Origin of the sequence: Paenibacillus sp. RUD330 (assembly GCF_002243345.2) — a bacterium.
GTDB lineage: Bacteria > Bacillota > Bacilli > Paenibacillales > Paenibacillaceae > Paenibacillus_O.
Genome location: NZ_CP022655.2, coordinates 3,718,486 through 3,734,866 on the forward strand (window position 1 = coordinate 3,718,486; position 16,381 = coordinate 3,734,866).

General features: G+C 52.9%; 16 protein-coding genes and 1 pseudogene. 4 read left to right on the top strand and 13 right to left on the bottom strand.

What is annotated here, in order from left to right; translation table 11 throughout:
* Together CIC07_RS16800 and lspA are read left to right on the top strand one after the other, a co-directional pair.
* Window positions 1-2,301, top strand: a complete 2,301-nt coding sequence (locus CIC07_RS16800; RefSeq protein WP_139334404.1) for a stalk domain-containing protein — start codon at window positions 1-3, stop codon at window positions 2,299-2,301.
* A 179-nt stretch (window positions 2,302-2,480) separates the two neighbouring features.
* Window positions 2,481-2,927 carry a signal peptidase II gene (gene lspA / locus CIC07_RS16805; RefSeq protein ID WP_076354433.1) on the top strand — a complete coding sequence of 149 codons (447 nt, stop codon included), beginning with the start codon at window positions 2,481-2,483 and terminating at the stop codon, window positions 2,925-2,927.
* Between the two features lie 38 nt (window positions 2,928-2,965).
* On the opposite strand, the pseudogene CIC07_RS16810 reads toward lspA, so the two are convergent.
* The 3 genes and pseudogenes from CIC07_RS16810 to CIC07_RS16820 form a co-directional block, all read right to left on the bottom strand.
* A pseudogene (locus CIC07_RS16810) lies at window positions 2,966-3,247 on the bottom strand (sigma-70 family RNA polymerase sigma factor); the annotation flags it as partial.
* Window positions 3,248-3,308: 61 nt separating this feature from the next.
* Window positions 3,309-3,911, bottom strand: coding sequence for a replication-relaxation family protein (locus CIC07_RS16815; protein WP_094248063.1), 603 nt, complete (start codon window positions 3,909-3,911; stop codon window positions 3,309-3,311).
* The gene (locus tag CIC07_RS16820; protein ID WP_094248064.1) at window positions 3,912-5,009 is read right to left on the bottom strand and encodes an FtsK/SpoIIIE domain-containing protein; all 1,098 of its coding nucleotides are present in this window, start codon (window positions 5,007-5,009) and stop codon (window positions 3,912-3,914) included. It abuts the gene before it with no gap.
* Window positions 5,010-5,199: 190 nt separating this feature from the next.
* Between CIC07_RS16820 and CIC07_RS16825 the strand changes: the two genes are divergently transcribed.
* Together CIC07_RS16825 and CIC07_RS16830 are read left to right on the top strand one after the other, a co-directional pair.
* Window positions 5,200-5,358: a helix-turn-helix transcriptional regulator gene (locus CIC07_RS16825; protein WP_240923516.1), complete on the top strand. Its 159-nt coding sequence runs from the start codon at window positions 5,200-5,202 to the stop codon at window positions 5,356-5,358.
* 71 nt (window positions 5,359-5,429) lie between these two features.
* Window positions 5,430-5,831 (top strand): YhjD family protein, encoded by a 402-nt coding sequence (locus CIC07_RS16830; RefSeq protein WP_094248066.1) that lies wholly within the window; start codon window positions 5,430-5,432, stop codon window positions 5,829-5,831.
* 372 nt (window positions 5,832-6,203) lie between these two features.
* Here the strand turns inward: CIC07_RS16830 and CIC07_RS16835 are convergent, their stop codons facing one another.
* The 10 genes from CIC07_RS16835 to CIC07_RS16880 all read right to left on the bottom strand — a co-directional run bounded on the left by CIC07_RS16835 (window position 6,204) and on the right by CIC07_RS16880 (window position 16,333).
* A complete protein-coding gene (locus CIC07_RS16835) occupies window positions 6,204-7,022 on the bottom strand; it encodes an N-acetylmuramoyl-L-alanine amidase (RefSeq protein WP_094248068.1) in 819 nt (272 codons plus the stop codon).
* A complete protein-coding gene (locus CIC07_RS16840; protein WP_094248069.1) occupies window positions 7,019-7,423 on the bottom strand; it encodes a hypothetical protein in 405 nt (134 codons plus the stop codon). Before CIC07_RS16840 ends, CIC07_RS16835 begins: the two co-directional genes overlap by 4 nt.
* Window positions 7,420-7,650, bottom strand: a complete 231-nt coding sequence (locus tag CIC07_RS16845) for a hypothetical protein (RefSeq protein ID WP_094248070.1) — start codon at window positions 7,648-7,650, stop codon at window positions 7,420-7,422. The genes CIC07_RS16840 and CIC07_RS16845 overlap by 4 nt, the downstream gene beginning before the upstream one ends.
* A 292-nt stretch (window positions 7,651-7,942) precedes the next feature.
* On the bottom strand, window positions 7,943-11,488 hold the full coding sequence (locus tag CIC07_RS16850; RefSeq protein WP_094248072.1) for an LPD38 domain-containing protein: 3,546 nt from the start codon (window positions 11,486-11,488) through the stop codon (window positions 7,943-7,945).
* Window positions 11,489-11,564: 76 nt separating this feature from the next.
* Window positions 11,565-11,972: a lytic transglycosylase domain-containing protein gene (locus CIC07_RS16855; RefSeq protein ID WP_094248073.1), complete on the bottom strand. Its 408-nt coding sequence runs from the start codon at window positions 11,970-11,972 to the stop codon at window positions 11,565-11,567.
* Window positions 11,969-13,294: a hypothetical protein gene (locus CIC07_RS16860; protein ID WP_157741925.1), complete on the bottom strand. Its 1,326-nt coding sequence runs from the start codon at window positions 13,292-13,294 to the stop codon at window positions 11,969-11,971. The genes CIC07_RS16855 and CIC07_RS16860 overlap by 4 nt, the downstream gene beginning before the upstream one ends.
* 3 nt (window positions 13,295-13,297) lie before the next feature.
* On the bottom strand, window positions 13,298-13,486 hold the full coding sequence (locus CIC07_RS16865) for a hypothetical protein (protein ID WP_094248075.1): 189 nt from the start codon (window positions 13,484-13,486) through the stop codon (window positions 13,298-13,300).
* 46 nt (window positions 13,487-13,532) lie between these two features.
* Window positions 13,533-14,126 carry a hypothetical protein gene (locus CIC07_RS16870; protein WP_094248076.1) on the bottom strand — a complete coding sequence of 198 codons (594 nt, stop codon included), beginning with the start codon at window positions 14,124-14,126 and terminating at the stop codon, window positions 13,533-13,535.
* A 14-nt stretch (window positions 14,127-14,140) separates the two neighbouring features.
* Complete coding sequence (locus CIC07_RS16875) at window positions 14,141-14,908, bottom strand: hypothetical protein (RefSeq protein WP_094248077.1); 768 nt, start codon at window positions 14,906-14,908, stop codon at window positions 14,141-14,143.
* Window positions 14,909-14,917: 9 nt separating this feature from the next.
* Window positions 14,918-16,333, bottom strand: coding sequence for a hypothetical protein (locus CIC07_RS16880; RefSeq protein WP_157741926.1), 1,416 nt, complete (start codon window positions 16,331-16,333; stop codon window positions 14,918-14,920).
* Window positions 16,334-16,381 lie beyond the last annotated feature (48 nt).

The window sequence follows — 16,381 nt, forward strand, 5'->3', positions numbered from 1 at the left end:
ATGAATTTGCTTCCCAAAAAGATGTTGTCCTTGGCTTTATCCTCCGCATTGGTTCTAGGAGCGCTGAGCGCCGCAGCTCCCGCCTCCCCGGCGGCGGCCGCAGCTTCAGCCGTCGAAGTCAACAAAGTCACGGTAACCTTCAACGGAGATCCGACCACCTCGAAAGGGGTAACCTGGTACACCTACCTCGAGTCGGCCGGCAGCGACCTTCAGGTCGTGGAGAAGACAGGCGCTGCAGCCGACTTCTCCGGCGCGGCGGAATTTACGGGCCGCACGGCCGTCTCGTCCAATTCTCCGCAAGAGGCTGTACATAAAGCCGAGGCGACCGGCCTCAAGCCGGACACTTCCTATTATTTCCGCGCGGGCGACAAAGCGCTGAACGCCTGGAGCGGCACCGGCACCTTCCGCACGGCTCCGGCCGGCGGCGCGTTCACGTTCATCGACCTGGCCGACACGCAGGCCAAGGACGAAGAGGAAGCGAAGCTGTCCGCGGAGACGCTCGCCAAGGCGCTCGCCACCGTTCCCGAGGCTCAGTTCGTCGTCCATAACGGCGACATCGTCGACACCGGCACGAAGGAAGAACAGTGGAACTGGCTGCTCGGCCACTCCCAGGAGAGCCTGCTCCATACGACCATCGCGCCTTCGGCAGGCAACCATGAAGACAAGAACAACGCCTTCTACGAGCATTTCAACCTGCAGCAGCCGGCCGGCTCCGCCACGCTGACGGGCGCATACTACTCGTACGATTACAGCAACGCCCACTTCATCGTGCTGAACTCCAACGAAACCTCCGCCCAGTACGCCAACTTCTCCGTGGCGCAGGTGGAATGGCTCAAGCAGGATGCGCTCGCCGCCAAGGCGGCCGGCGCCAAATGGATCATCGTGAACATCCACAAAGGCCCGTACACGACCTCCAACCATGCGACCGACACCGACATCATGGGCGCCAACGGCGTGCGCAGCCAGATCGCGCCGCTCATGGCCCAGCTCGGCATCGACTTTGTCGTCCAAGGCCATGACCATATCTACGCCCGCACGAAGCCGATCAAGCAGGACGGAACGGCGGCGGCGACGGACAAGATCACCGAGACGCTCAACGGCCAGTCGGTCGAATACACCGTCAACCCGGACGGCTCCATCTACCTCATCCCGGCTACGGCCGGCCCTAAAGTGTACTACAAAAATGCGAAGCCGCAGCTTGGCGAAGCCTACTACAGCCTCTTCGAGCGCGCGGAGGAGAACCATGCCGCCAAGTACGGCCCGGATCCGAGCGACGCCACGCGTCCGAAGCGCAGCCAGGTGCAGAACTTCGTCGGCATCACGGTCGACGGCGACAGGCTGACGGCCGTCACCTACGAGATCGACCAGAACCTTAACAACGCGCAGCCGTTCATCATCGATCAGTTCGGCATCGTGAAAGGCGACATCCCGGTAGGCGTTACGGGCGTAACGCTGGACAAGAGCTCCTTGAGCTTCAAGACCGGCGGAGAGCCGCAGGCTCTGACCGCGACGATCCATCCGAGCGGGGCGACGAACCAAGCCGTAACCTGGAGCACCAGCGACAAGGCTGTGGCATCCGTTGATGCGAACGGCATCGTCACCCCGGCTGGTGCGGGCACGGCAGCCATTACCGTGACAACGGCCGATGGCGGCTTCACCGCCACAAGCTCGATCACGGTCACGAGCGGATCGACAGAAGCGACGCCGACACCGACTCCGGCTCCGACGTCCTCGCCTTCGGCACCGACTCCGGCTCCGACGTCCTCGCCTTCGACGCCGGCTCCATCTCCATCTCCGTCTGCTTCGCCTTCGACGCCGGCACCGACTCCGGCTCCGACGTCCTCGCCTTCGACGCCGGCTCCATCTCCATCTCCGTCTGCTTCGCCTTCGACGCCGGCACCGACTCCGGCTCCGACGTCCTCGCCTTCAGCATCGGCGATTAAAATGCAGATCGGCAGCAAGCGGGTCACCGTCAATGGGAAGCAGTCGCAGCTGGATACCAGCCCGTTCATCCTGAACAACACGACCTATGTTCCGCTTCGGTTCCTGAGCGAATCTCTCGGAGCGAACGCAACCTACAGCGTCTCGACAAAAGCGGTCGTCGTCAAGTCGGGCAAGGACACGCTGACCTTCTGGATCGGCAAAAAGGAAATGGACCTGAACGGGACCCGCAAAGCCCTATCATCGCCGGCCGTCCTCCGCGACAACCGCACCGTTCTCCCGATCCGCTTCCTCTCCGAGCTGCTTGGCTGGAACGTTCATTTCGACACCAAGGATTCCTCCATCTATCTGACCAAATAAAGAGAAGCCTCTGCCTCTCTTGCGTCGAGCAGCCATCAGTCCAACTCAAAAACCTTGAAGCCGCCAGCCGCGGCTTCAAGGTTTCTTTGGTTGCTCCCCGGACGCTTGGATGCCGATGGAGACAAAGCTTGCGGCATTGATTTAAAATAAAAGAAACACCTAACGAAAGAAGGTCGGCTATGCTGTTCTATGGCATTGCGGTGCTGGCATTCATGCTCGATCAAGCTACCAAGTGGCTGATCCGCAGCCATGTCGAGGTCGGGGAATCGTTCCCGTGGGGGCCGCTTCAAATTAGCCGTTATGAGAACAGCGGCATGGCCGGTAGCCTGTTCCAGGGATATGGAACGCTGTTCGGATTCGCCGCCCTGCTGTTCATCGTCGTCATCCTGCATCATCGCCGCACCCTGGAGAAGAAATCCCTGCTTCAGGAAGCCAGCTTCGGATTCCTCGTCGGGGGAGCGGCGGGCAATGGGATCGACCGCCTCCTGTTCGGACGAGTAACGGACTTCCTGGTGCGCTCTGGCGGCGGCATTCTCAACGTGGCCGATCATGCGATCGAGGCCGGCGTGGTGCTCCTGCTCCTTCATGCGGTCGCCGCCTGGATCCGAAGCAGAAGACGAGCTTAGGCGGCATGAAGACAGCCGTCTGAATCCATCCACTCGGCCTATTTCTTCACCTTGTAAAACTCATGATACAGCTTCATGAGCGCCCGCTTCTCGATCCGCGACACATAGCTCCGGCTGATGCCCAGCTCCTTGGCGATCTCCCGCTGCGTCCGCTCCTCGCCGCCATGCTCCAGCCCGAACCGGGCCATCACCACTTCCCGCTCCCGCTCGTCGAGAATGTCCAGATTTTTGTAGATCTTCGACTTCTCGATCTTGAGCTGCACCTTCTCCACGACATCGTCATGCTCGGAACCCAGGATATCGATGAGCGTGATTTCATTTACACTAACTGTTTATCTGTCCTTGAAACCCCTTGGTTTCGCTGGTTTTATTATACAACATTCAGGCTCTTTTGAAGAGAGACAAGCTCTCCTCAACGTTTCGAGACTGAATTAGTTTAAACGGAGTGTTATCCACAGGCCAAGGCTTCTCACTGATTATCCACAGCCGAGGGAAAACCTTTTTTTCCTCCGGCTGCCATGCTTCGAGTTTCCAGAGATCCGAGTGAAAGTACGCTTCGTACCGGTCCAGCTTTTCCTTCATCGCTTTTTCGGAGTAGACCGACCGCTGGATCTCTACAAAAAAGGGGGCCCTCTGCCATATGACAAAGACATCTGGCTCGGGGTTCCCTTTTCCGTATTTCGGTTCAACGACGAACGTCCGAGGCTCCTCGATCGCCCGGATCTGCTTGTAGAAGTCCGCGATGGCGAGGAAATGATTTATCTTAGCGCTGTCCTTCTTTATACTCGGCTTCGGGAAATAGATATACATGCGCCGTTCCATGCTGCAATCGATGTGACCATCCCGGCGCAGACGCTTGAGAACCATGTTGGCTTGCGTAATGGGGTGTTTAACGTGTCCAAAGTGGAGGTCCGCCACATCATCACGGGTTAGGCAACGGAAGCGCGTCAGATCCTCTACAATGGCCTTATCTCTCTTGTTCATTTAAAGCACTCCTATGATCGGTTCATCGTCCTCCCACACCGTATACTCGGCATCGATGACGTTCTTGCGCTTCTGTCCTTTCGGCGCGACCTGGGGCTCCTTGTACGGCATGAGGAGCTTTTTGGCTTCCGCCAGCTCCAGGTATGGCATCTGAATCATTTTGAGTTCTTCGCCTTTCATGTACATCCTGCCACGCTGGGACATTCGGATGCTGGCAGCTTCGCCGGAGCCGATGGCGATTCTGCTGTTGATCTCGTCAGACTGGCGGAAAGCCATTCGAACCGTAAGGTTGTTCTTGAGCGCCCCGTCCAATATCTTTGCGTCTGGCCGCTGCATGGAGAGGATCAGGAACACGCCGAGCGCTCGGCCGATGGAGCTGACGTCCTCGATCGCGGCCATGATGTCCTTTTCCTTGCGAAGGAGAGACACTTCGTCTACGGCTAGGACGATATACGGCGGCGGGTCCGGCAGGTCATCAATGTGAGCTTCCTCCGCTTTGTCCAGCAGGTCGCCCCGGTGCTCCATCTCCGTCTTGATCTTGGACAAAACCCCGCGCAGCTCGCCGGGAGTAACGACTACCTTCTGAGCGATCCCACGAAACAAATGAAACTCCGATCGCTTGAGATCCGCGCAGTACAGTTGCAGCCGGTCGCCGCATGTCTCAACAAGCGTTGTAAGGATGGCGCGGAGCGCAACGGACTTCCCGGACCCTGTCTCGCCAGAGATCAGCAGGTGAGGATGCTTCGCCATGTCGTAGGCTTCCCAGCCTTTACGGGACTTGCCTGCCATCACCGGCAGAGACATTTTGCGGACGACCGGCAGGACGTCTCTAGGCTCGTACGAGAACTGCTTCATGTCTTTGGGGTAGATGACTAAGGTAAACCGGCTGCAGTCCTCAGACAGGTCAAGATACGGCCCAAACGCCTGTTTAAAGAGCATGAAGCACTCCAGATCGTCGTCATGATCGTACCGTTCCACAAAGCTTTGTTTGTCCGCGTAGACCATCGTTAAATGGATCGTCGTGCCACTTCTCCGGTAAACGCTGATTGCATGGGGTTCACTCACCACGATGACGTCTTTAACCTTTGCGTATCCCATGTTTGCTCCACCTTTCGACTTTTGTTGATACTAAGGTATGGGCATATGCGGATACTTTTGCATGTCCGTGCACAAAAATGTTTGATGTAGCCTGTACTTTTTGCAGGAGTTCGTCCCGATTTGGGGAAGTTGTAGGCGAGGTGATAGCATGTTTGAGTGCCGATTAAAGGTCATCCTTGCGGAACGCCGCATGAAGCAGCGAGAACTTGCAGAGAAGACTGGAGTCAATGAACATACATTAAGCGCCCTTGTATCCGAGCGCCGGCCACCGTCTATGGAAGTGGCGTACAAAATTGCTCATGCACTCGATCTGAACGTCATGGAGATATGGATTTACAAACCGGAGTGATTTTCCTCTTGCATCAAACCAGCGAACACGGACTATAATAGGTACATATGTTCGGTTCGGAGGTAAGGGTAATGAGCGAAGTTAAACGGGTAATGCCGCTGCCGGAAGAGATGGTCATGATTCGGGACGCCATACTGATCCCGCACATGATCGCCATGGTCGAAAAGAGCATGAATGAAATCCAGAACTCGCCTAACGTGCTTAAACGGGCTTATGCGATGACAGCACAAGCGATCATGGATAAGCTCATGGCAGATCAGTTCGGCCTTAGACGCGAGCTGTCAGCGCGTAACATCAAGCTATATCTGGAAAATCCGGAGACAAATAACACCAGGCACATCATCAACTACAAGTACATCTACAGGGGATATCATCACGAGTTCGGGATTGTTCGAGAGGTTATGCGATCGGAAATAAGCGTGCAGCTGGCGAGGTATATTACAGATATCGGAGAAGGACTGAGACGCAAATAAAAAAAGGACCGATAGACGGCCTCTTTATTTTGTTAACTCGATTCCGATTTCGACTTGCGTTTGGAGGTCATTCAGATCTAAAGACTCCAGGATGCCTAGACTTATTAACTTCTCTACATTAAATAATTCGGTAGTCGATTTGATTATCTCAAGTAATTGACGATTAACCGCTCGTTGCCTCAAAAGCTCCTGATCCCTATTGTCAACCATTTGAGCTAATAATATTGCATAATCAGGCGTTAAATCTCCATTCTCGCAAATGCTTCTAGTGGTTTCCTCGTGTCTGGACAACCAATCCACCTCCATATTCGCCTTTACAGATATTGTAATTCATCTTTCAAAAATAGGGAATATAAAAAAAGGGGCCGCTCATTAGAGCAGCCCCTTGTTCTTCATAAGCGGTTCCATTTCCACGAGATCCGCGTATTGCTTTGCGTTGTAAAGGCGGTTCACGTAATCCACAACATCCTGTATAGTCTCTGCGTTGGGGACGATGGGGATCAGGAGCAATAATTTATCGGTAGCTGCCCTGATGAACTTTTGGACTTCAAGTTTGGCGCTGAGATCATTGATACGGATTGCAATGGTATACGCCCGCTGTGCCGTCTTGGCCGGCTGTTTGAGGCTGTCGATTCGCTCTTCGTAATGTTCGAGAGTCATGCTGTCAGCCACGATGAGTTCCTTGTACAGACGCGTCCACGGGAATGCCGGACCAGGGCAAAACGATTTACCCATGCTGTCAATCTGATAATGGCCGATGACTCGTTCCGGAGTGAGGGGGATCGTATTCCCGTAGATCCGCTTTACCTCTGTTTGAATATGTTTGATCAGCTGGCAAAGAGCCAAGAACTGATCCTCTGTAATAGCCCCATCTCCACCGCTTGTTCCGTACCCTTCTTGCTCGATGGTGACGGAATAGTAGTTAGGATTAAGGGGGCCATTGGCTCGGATGATAGGTGCCGTAGGGTTCCTAATGTTGCCGTTCGTCCATGGCTTACTTTGTATGTCAATGAACTGCCAAACCTCCCCGCTGCGGGTGGTCAAGAAGGTGCTGCTCTTTTGATTGCCTGAGTTCTTGAATTCGTTGTATGCCGAATTTGCGCTGCCGGCCGTGATGTGCAAGACGATACAGATGGGAATATGACCACCACGGCTGCTGAATGACTTTACCGGTTTCTGGATGATGTTCATAGGTATATCCTCTCCCCATCCGTGAGCCTCTCTTCATCGGATGCGTTCTTCTTGGTTTCGATGACATCCTTGAAGCCTTTGCCGGAGATAAAGGCCATGGCGATTCCGGCAATCCACAAGACGTCCTCGGTGCTGAGTTCGAACCCGATGTATTGGGTGAATCCGATGATCCCGCAGGAGATAAGAAGCGTAGCAAACTTTGTCTTGCTGAATTTGACTTGCTGCCCGGCCTTTATTTTTTGAATATCCACCATGATCTGCGCGAAGATGAAGTTTACGGAGACTGCAATTGACGCCCCCAATTCAATAGCATTTAAATGCCATGCAAATTTGTTGTTGAGAGCGATCGCCGCCATAGTGATGACCGTCGTAATGAATTGAGCATTTGCGAATTTGCTCATGATTTCCCTCCCGGTGCAACGCCGTTAGTTACAGTAAACGCAACCTCTTTAAGTTCATCAGATCCGTACGTCATGATATCTTCGTATCGTGGACCGATTTGCTCGAAAATGAACGAATTTGCCTCATCTTCCCCCCAAAAGTCCCTGATACGCTGTAGTGTCTTACTCTGATCTGCCGGAACACCTTCAATCAGGCAGTATGGAACGCACATCTGCAGCTTTTCCATGTTCCCTCCATAACAAAAAGAGCCCAGCGGTTTCCCGCGGACTCTCTTCGACCGATGCTTTCGGATTTGTATTTATATTACCAATTATTCTCAAACCATTCAACTAGGAATCCGAGATGGATGCGATAGAAAAACTGCTCAATCCCATCCATAGGCGCACTTATTACCCAATATAGAGGGATGGCGAAAGTCCAGAAGATGGCTGCAGCTATGAAGACGCCGCACACCTGACCGATTAACGTTTGTTCGAACCAAGTCCACACCTTCTGGCTCTTCACTCTATCACCCCTACCTATCTTATGATTCCTTGTTTCGACAATTTGGCGTTAATATCCAAGTATATGTCATTAATCTGCTTTTGTATTCTCAGAAGCTGATCCGTTTTTTGCTGCTTGGTCAAGGATTTGTCGCTTTGGATTTGGGCCTTCTGATCTCTCAGTCCGCTAACCATCTTAGAAATAGAGCCTTTTGCAGAGGAAGTGAGCTCCTTCCGCATGTCTTCGCTGTACCATTTCGGCAATGGAATGCCGAGATCCTTATTGTCCTGGTACGCAGCATTTAGTTTATCCTTGGCGTCGTAAAAGTCCTGTGACAAGGTATTGCTATAAGTCGGATCTGCGATGAAATTCTTAAGCAGAGAATCACGAGCATTGCCGCCGCCTACTGAACTCATAAGAGGAAGAATCATTCGTGCTGGATCACCGCCGTAGGATTTGAGCAGGTAATCAACCTTCATAGGAGAATACCCCGTCACAGACCCTACTTTTTTGGCGATGCTAGACGTGCGCTCGTCATATTCGTACTTGTCTGTACGCCCTTCTGTGTCCTTCGGTACAATCGGCGCTCCCGTGAAACTCTTGTTGTTTAAAGCGCCTGCGATAGGTGCGGTGGACATTCCGTTAAGGAATCCTTCTCCAGCCCCCTGAAGACCCGTTCCTTGCGTCAGACCTTGCAAAGCACCCGTTGCCATAGGTGGTAAATAGGCATTCACCAAGGCGTCAGCAGCGCCCTTAAACGCTGTCGGATCTTTATCAAGCAAGCTGCGCATGGCCTCGATTGTCGCTTCACCGAAAGCTCCATAGGCCGGCTCTACAGGAACCTTGACGAATTTTCCGTTCGGGAGCTTCCCGACAATGTTGTTCCGGTACCGTTCCCGAGCTGGAAGGTTCTGATAGTCAGGGTCGTTATGAAACTTGGCGTATTCATAGGCTTTTGGAAGGACGCTGAGCGCCGTTATGCCAGCCAAGGTCTTAATGGCTGTCTTTGGATTCTTGAATCCCATAAGGACACGCCGGGTGCCTTGTACAGCAGCATTGTTGTATGGGAATAAGGCTTCCAGTTCCCGAGACTTTGCTCCTTTACGGCTGAAGTTTGTCGTGATCTCCCGAGCTTCCGTCATGGCCTTCCGAACGTTGTCTGGCGTTCTCTCTCCACCAAGTCGACGCAATTCTCCTTTATAGGCTGCAATCCGGTTCACATTCTCTGCCACATCCGATACCGCATTAGCCACCCGGAATGGCGCCGTGACTGTCTTGGTGACGCCGCGAGCAACGCCTTTCGGGGAGAATAATGCCGGCCGCTCAAGGTTACTCAGGCTTTTGTTGAGCTGCCTGTCTCCTTTAAGAGCAGCTGAGTATTTACCCCCAGCGAGTTCGTATTCTTGAACAAGTTTGTTGAACCCCGGAAGGTTAAGTGATCCAAGGATTGCATGCGTCAGATCACCCAGGTGCCGTATGGGATTCTTAGACTGGATGAGAGATGCCACCACATCAACTGTAGCCCCGCGAGTTGCGAACAAAGGAGCCAGTGCGCCGGTCGCCCCTGTCTTGACCGCATTGGAGAACTTCTGCAGGACTCCAACGACTAAGCCCGCCTCTTGTGGCGACATGCCTGCCAGCGCTTTGACGATGTCCGGGTTGTGAACCTTAATATAAACCGGTTCCCCTTTCACCATTGCGCGGACAATGTTATCCTCCGACGCTTTTCCTTTCCCAAAAAGGCTATCGAAGTCATCCTTCAACATGTTGAGGTAATCATGGTTAGGATCTGTGAGAGCCTGACGAAGCGCATGCTCCTTTTGGGATGGCGCTTGGACGATTTCGGCGATACCCTGGAACGATTCTGGATTCGCCTTGACCTTATCCACGATACCTTGCATAACCCGGTTGCGGAAGGAAGCATTCGCCCATGCGCCCACTTGTTCGATGGCAGATTTACGAGTGTCGACAATCTTTCTGGCCGATCCGGTCGGGCTGACTTCCTTAATCGGCGCTTTTTGTCCGCTGAACTGTGCGCCAGTCTGGGCGCCGATGTACTTCTGAGCCGGCTTTTCAGACTTGGAGAATTGCCTCATCATAGAAGCATAGAACGGATTCTTCTCTCGCATGGCAGCAAACTGTTCCGCAGAGATAAGGCCCTCATTGACTCCGTAGTGTTGGAGAAGGTTTTCGTTGAATCCGTCCCATTCCTTGGCAATAGCAGCCCATTTCGGATGGGTTTTGTTGTACCGAGCAAGCTTGTCTTGAACAGCTTCAACCGTGTTCATGGCGCGTTGCGGGTTGCCCGGGTCCTTAATGTATTCGGCGTAAACGCGCTCGCCACGTCCAATACGAGTCTCAGCATGCCGGAGAGTCAGGTAATCAACGAACTGTTTGTCATACCCACGCGCCACCTTTTTGAAGATGCTCTCTAGACCGGGTCCGACAATCTGTCCTTCTGGGGTAACGAAATGCTTCTTCGTGATGTTATTGGCCACGTTGTTCGCCCTCGCAGAATCCATAGCCTTTTCGTACACATCATGGCCGAAAGCCTTCAATGGCTCGTATTGGTCAACAAAGTTGTGATAAGCATCCTTAGCCCCTGCTTGAATGCTCCCGATGACCCCATCCTTGTCTTGGAGAAGCTTGTTTCGAACCAATACATCCTCCGAATTCACAGCCTTTCCGGTACGCGATGCACCGGCCGCGATTCCCAACCCTTGTTGGCCGAAAGCACGGGTGAACCAATTCCCTTTTTCAGCTGCGGCTTGCTCTTGCTTCGAGACTTGATAAGCGGCTTCTTTACCCGTTCCGAGCGCCTTACCTAGCGCTTTGGCCCCTGCAGCTACACCCTCTACCAGTGTCCCAGCCGCACCGCCAAGCAAGCCGCCAGTGACGGCTAGGTTAGCGATCTCCCCCGGATCGGTCTGATTCGCCGCCATGCCGGTGGCAACGTTTGTCACAGCACCCTCTGCAGCGCCGCCAGCGATTCGAGCCGCAACGGCCGGCACTTTGGTTGCAGCCTTTTCGGTGACCTTACCAGCAATCACCCCACTACCCATAGCAGGGCCGCCAGCCATGATGCCGTTCGTCAGCTCAGCACCACCGCCGCCAAGAGAGCGCAGGAACTTGTCAAACTTCGGATTGCCTGTCGACTCCTTGAACGTCGGCTCCTTTAGGCTCGTGGCGTTTTTAATGCCCTCCTGGAACGTTGCGCCTGCTCGGTAGATAGGAAGATCCTTTGCCTTTTCTACGAGTTGCTGGAAGGGCGTTGTGTTCGTCTCGTAATGGATTCCCTGCAAGCCCTTGGTTATCGGTGTCTCCAGCATGTGAGTCGCATTGACGTTGCCTGCCGCTTGCTTGGCGCGTTTGAATGGATCGATTTCGAACGGGACCTCTTTAACAGGCTTGCGGACCGGTGCAACCGTATTATTGCCCATGAGCGTGTTAGCGGCGCTGAACTTCATCGCCTTTTGAACTCGCTCTTGTTTAACGGCCTGATCAGCATTGAACGCTTCCAGAGCCTTAAGGCGGGAAGAAACAACCGGCTGCTCCGTAGTAGCCGGTTGTTGGTTGTACATGCCACTTAGTACCCGTTGTCGCGCTGATTCTCCCTGCTGGTACCGGTCAAGCGCTTCTTTCCTTGTGGACATGTCCTCACCCCATGATTTTCTTGATATAGTTCTTTGTTTCTGCCGGAGCATACGCAAGCCAATTTGCTCCGTACTTTTTCACGGCCTTATCAACATTGCCGCCGCCCCAGTTGTATCCGGCCAGCGCCTTGCTCATGTCGCCATCATACTTAGCAAGCAGACCCGATACCATCTTGCCAGCCGCATCGATCGCTTGGGCCGGATTGTAGGGATCGATTCCATAGCCTTGAGCTGTGCCGGGCATAAACTGCATCATTCCAGCGGCTCCCGACTTGCTATTCTTGGCGTTCGGATTGAATCCTGATTCTTGCTTTGCGATGCGCTCAAGGATTCCGTTACCGAGACCGTACTTTTGAGAGGCCGCCTGGAACAGTCCTGCGTACTTCTCAGGAGCGCTTACGGTCCCGGTCATGGCTTTCCCGCGCCTACCCCGAATTTCTTGTCCAGAGCCTGAATATCGGCTTTCGTAAGTCCAAGTGCGAGCATGGCTTGTTCATCTTGTCCATCCGGCAGACCGAACGCCACAACCTGTTGGTAGATTTGATCCTTGGGTGTCTTGGCGAGGTTGTCGCCTAGCTGAGTCCGTATGCTGGATACGACTTGAGACGAAGACATGCCGCTGTATTTCGGCGCTTGCGGCGCGTTCTGCTGCGCCAGCGTGGCATCCAGCTGGGACCATTGTCGCAAGTTATCGTCCTGCGAAAGGGCGATTTGCGCTTGCTGATAAGCCGCTTGATTATTCTCCGAAAGCTGCTGCAGAGCATAGTTAAGGCCGAACTGCTTCACGCTTTGGTCAAACTGCGCTTGCCATTGCTTGTCACCGATGGCGTCCCTGGCGCGCTGATATGCCATGTTCTCCTGATTCTGCTTATTCTGCAACGTCTGCTGTCCGTTACCGAACTGACCGATTGCCTGACCGTACTGGAATCGGTTATCCCATTGCTGTTGGTCATTTCCTCTGTTAGCCTGATCCACTCCCATCAGCTGAGAGAGCAGGTTCCCGGCATCCCCTACGCTGTCGCGGGATTGCTGGTACTTCATGTTCTCTTCGTTCTGCCAACGCTGGTACGCCTGTTGCGTCAGCTGCGGAATCAGCTCGCTATCCACTTGGTTCACCGCGTCTTGCTGGATGCCGGCCACCCGATCGCCGGTAATAGTGCTGTCCAGAATTCCGCGCTTGTTGAGTTCGGCCATGGCATCACCGCTGGCCCCCTGAGCGTTCGTCTTGGCCCGAGCGAGGGCAGCTTGATAGATGGGGTCAGCGGAGGCGTCATAGTTGAATTGTCCAGGTGTATAAGAGGGCTTCTTCAACAATTCCTCAATATTCGCCAGCTGGCCATTCACCTTGTTGCCCATCTCCGTGTTCCGGACCTTGGAAAGAGATGCTGCCAAGGCATCATTGGATGCGTAAGACGTTCCACCCGCGATCCTAGATGGGGCAAGAGCATCCATGCCGTTGACTGTAACCATTCCGCGAGCTTTATCGTAACCGACATTTGAATAGCCGTTGTCGTTGAAGTATTTCCGTACTCCAGCTTCTCCTGGTTGAGCCATTAAGCTACTGGCTGTAATAGGTTTTACCGGCTGGGCAACTTTCTGGAGACCAGGATTTGCCGTTGTTTGAGTTTGTTTATACAGAGCTGTACTGGAAGCTGTCGGATTTGTCAGCGGAATTCCTGCCTTGGCTTTGCGCTGAATCTCTGCTTGATTTGCTAATTGACTCGCAGTAAGCATGAGCTACCCTCTCTCTTCAACGGCTTCTATGGCCTTTATTAGGGCTTCAATTTGCGTCCCCAACTCTTTACATGACTTCGCATCCCCAGCGGCTTCAGCGCCTATATGGTCCAGTTGAAGTGCATAAAGGCGACGTTCCATTGCCGACAAGTGCAACGATTTGATTTGTGCTTTCTCTTCAAGGCTTATCATTGGGCACCTCCAAGTAAAAAGGCCCGCCAATTGGCGAGCCCTGGATTTATTGAGGAAGCTTTGCGATGAACTTTTCATACTCCGGATGGTCTTTGACATATGCCTCTACAGCCGTTTTGGCGGCCTGCAATTTCGTTTGTGCATCCGTCAATTCATCCCTCTTCTGCTGCAACTGAGTTTTGTATCGATCGAGTGTAGCTGTATTGACTGGATTTTTAGGCTGGTTGGAGACCTTAGCTTCCCATTCAGGAATCAACTTTTCCTCATAACCCTTAACCAGTGTCTGGAGGGAATCCACCTTCGTCAAGAGTTCGAAGTACGCTGCGTTCAGAGTATTAAATTGGTTCGTATTCGCTTCAACCTCGGCCTGTTGCTCGGCGGCCTGTTGTGCGTTTTCTTCTCCGGTCACCGTGACCACCCCACTCTTGTATGTGGTTTTCATTCCCATGGCATCGGATATCGTCCGAACAGGTAGGTAAGTCTTGGAGTCTACCACGATTCCACTGCCGATGCTCTTTCCGTTCAAAATGACGGACACCGAGCTTTCGACCTTCTTACCCAGTAGTGGGGATGCCGCATAAAGCTGTCCCGTCATCATCAAAACCGCACCGACAACCAAACCCATGATAAACTTCTTCACCAAGAACACCTCCGTTATTGTTGGGTATGCGTATGGTTGGGCACACCCTGCCAGGCATAGGAGCTTCCGCCAACAGTCATGATTTGAGCTCCAATTGGTATTCCGCAGTTTGCTGCTCCAGCTGTTAAAGTCTGGGCTGACTTTTTCGCCTTTTCATCTAAGGCTGCGCCAAGAGTTTTCCCTTCAAGTGTTGCAGATAGGCTAGTGAATGATCCGATATTTACATTCCCTTGCAGGTCTAACGTGTTTGCAACAAGCGTAATGCCTATGGGGTGTGCTGTAGCAATTTGCAAACCACCGCTATCGAATACTACTGGTGCTATATTACTCCCGTCTGTGAATAATAGTACCGGTGCGCCTGTAAAACTTGCATTGTTTGTCTCCATCGTGATAGATTGATCGGCTGCCCGGTAAGCTCCGAAGAGCTTTTCTAAGGGGTCCATGACGACCATAGGATAGTCATCTGCACTCTTTATCAGCATACCGGTCGCTACCCCCTTACCACTCTTTGTCACGCGCCAGGGGGCCATTTCAGGGACTGTGGCTCCTGCCCAAAATCGAACGGGATCTTCTCCCTCTTCCGCTGTAGAGATCCCAACGTCTCCATCGGCCGCATAGAAACGGTCTGGATCGACCATCCACCCGCTTATCTCTCGGACATTTGATGTGCTGAGGTTCCCGTTGACGATGAACTCCACCGTCTTTTGCATCTTCGCGACCATATCTGCGAGTTCAGCGACAGACTCCGTACCACTAGGCCTAGCAAATGTGATTTGACCCATATTTCCTCCTTACACGGCCGGGAATTGTTTTTCGTCCCAAGATATCTCGCGGATAGTCACTGTTCCTGTTCCTGATATCTTGGTCTTCAAATAAGGGCTAAGAGCCATTTGGAAGGGTGTAATCGGAACTCTCTTGTTTGCCAGGACAGCCGCACTAATAGCACCCACGCTTATCCATCCGCTGTCCGTTTCAGGTTCCTTTGATAGGTAGATCGTCGCCGTACTGCCAGCTGGCTTATTTACCGTCCACCACATTCGCAACCACCGAAGATTCATTGCCATGGATTCCGCCGAAAATGTCTTTGATTGCCATTCCCATGTAATGGCTTGGCCGTTGTCTGTTGTCCCGCCGATCTGCATCACACGGCCTTGCGCATCGGCCATGTAAAGCGTTTCGCCCATCTTTATGAAATGGGTAGGAGTCCAGTTCTTCCAAATCCACCATGACTGCTGCTGTGAATCCCATACGAGAAGCGTGTCGGCGTTTGAAGTCGAGTTTAGCGGAATGGCTACGTACAAATAACGGCCGTCTGCCCCCATGCAGCAGTATTTACGTGCCGACTTAACCATGCCGTCTACATATTCCTGTACCGGCCTGCTGAAAGCCTTAGAAGGTCTAACACCGCCGCTATAGGTATAAATACCGGTCGTGTCCAAGAAGTACATCACGCCGCCGAGGTTGACGATACTCTGATCGTTGATGGCACCTATGTCCTCGGCAACGGAAACGAAGGAGAAGTCGGAAGGACTTGTGCCGTACAACTCCCATGAGGATGAAGGGAAGAATACTGTTGCATGACCAGCGCCAGACTTTATACCGACGATATTTTCCCCGACATAAGTCTCCTTGCGAAGTGTTCCGGGTGAGCTGTCGTTGGGCCTCCCTGTAACCGTCCATTCGTCAGCCACGTTAAGGCCGCTGTAAGCGACTTTATTCTCGATGGCTACATAGAGTCGATTGTCGTGCTGGTCGACGAAATTCGCCCCGTCAGGCGCTGTGGTGACGTCCTGCACTGTAGAGCCATCATAGCGCTGCATTTTCTGGACTCCGTTGGTCCCAATCAAGTTGGTGTCCGTCCATCCACCTTTGAAATTGCAGAACGACCATTCTGCCGAGGTGTCGAGTCCACTCTTGAGTGTCACCCAACTCGAACCATCCCATTTTCGCCATGTGCCATCGTTAAAAACGGCGTGCAGCTGCTGGTTCTTCCACGTTGATAGCCCTAGTACTCGCGTTCCTACCGCCAAACCAACGACAGAGTACCCAGGTCGTGTCGTAATAGCTGGAGCCTGACTAGATATGAGATTGAATAAGGATGGGGATAACGAAGGATTGATACTAAATGTATCCCCTTTGAAGACTCCCGCAAACTCGCGCAACGATTGAGAAGGTGCATTGTTGTTGGTAGCAGGCCAGAAATTCATTGTTGCCTCCTTCCGATACATAATGTATCATTAATTCACGTACAAGTC